1 protein-coding gene is annotated in these 528 nt (G+C 60.0%); it reads right to left on the bottom strand.

The annotated features are described in order from the left end of the window. Positions 1-528, bottom strand: a 528-nt coding sequence (locus ACQ4OD_RS26390; RefSeq protein WP_430945231.1) for a calcium-binding protein, incomplete at both ends; no start/stop codon positions are given.

Below are 528 nucleotides of genomic sequence, written 5' to 3'. Positions count from 1 at the left end.
ACGCCAGCGGTGTTGTACAGGTAATAGGTATCGTTACCGGCACCACCGGCAAAGCTCTTGCTCGAACCTGTCGCCTGCATGATGAAGGTGTCGTTCTGGCTGCTGCCGATGACACTGTACATGCCCGTGAACTTGTCACCCTCGGCGTCACCACCCTGCCCCTTGCCACCGGTGTTGTCGATCGTGATGGTCACTGCCTGCTCGGACAGCGAATAGTCCATCGTGTCGTTAAGACCGCCCTCGAAGGTTTGCGCACGAGCGTCGCTGATGAAGGTATCGGCGTAGTTCGAACCCTGGAACAGCTCGATGCTGTCGAAGGTATCGCCGGCGGCGATGCCGGTGTGCACGCCAGTCTTGAAGTTCAGGGTGATACCGGCACCGGCATCGGTATACGACACGGTATCGTTGCCCGCGCCACCGATGAAGCGGTCGGCACCGGCGCCACCACGCATCACGTCGTTGCCACTGCCACCGGTGATGATGTTGTCGCTGGCATTGCCAACCCCGGTAAAGTTGCCGGTACCGATG

The sequence above is a fragment of the Pseudomonas sp. WC1 genome, from assembly GCF_050586565.1.
Classification (GTDB): domain Bacteria; phylum Pseudomonadota; class Gammaproteobacteria; order Pseudomonadales; family Pseudomonadaceae; genus Aquipseudomonas.
This window is presented reverse-complemented; position numbering and strand designations above follow the sequence as displayed.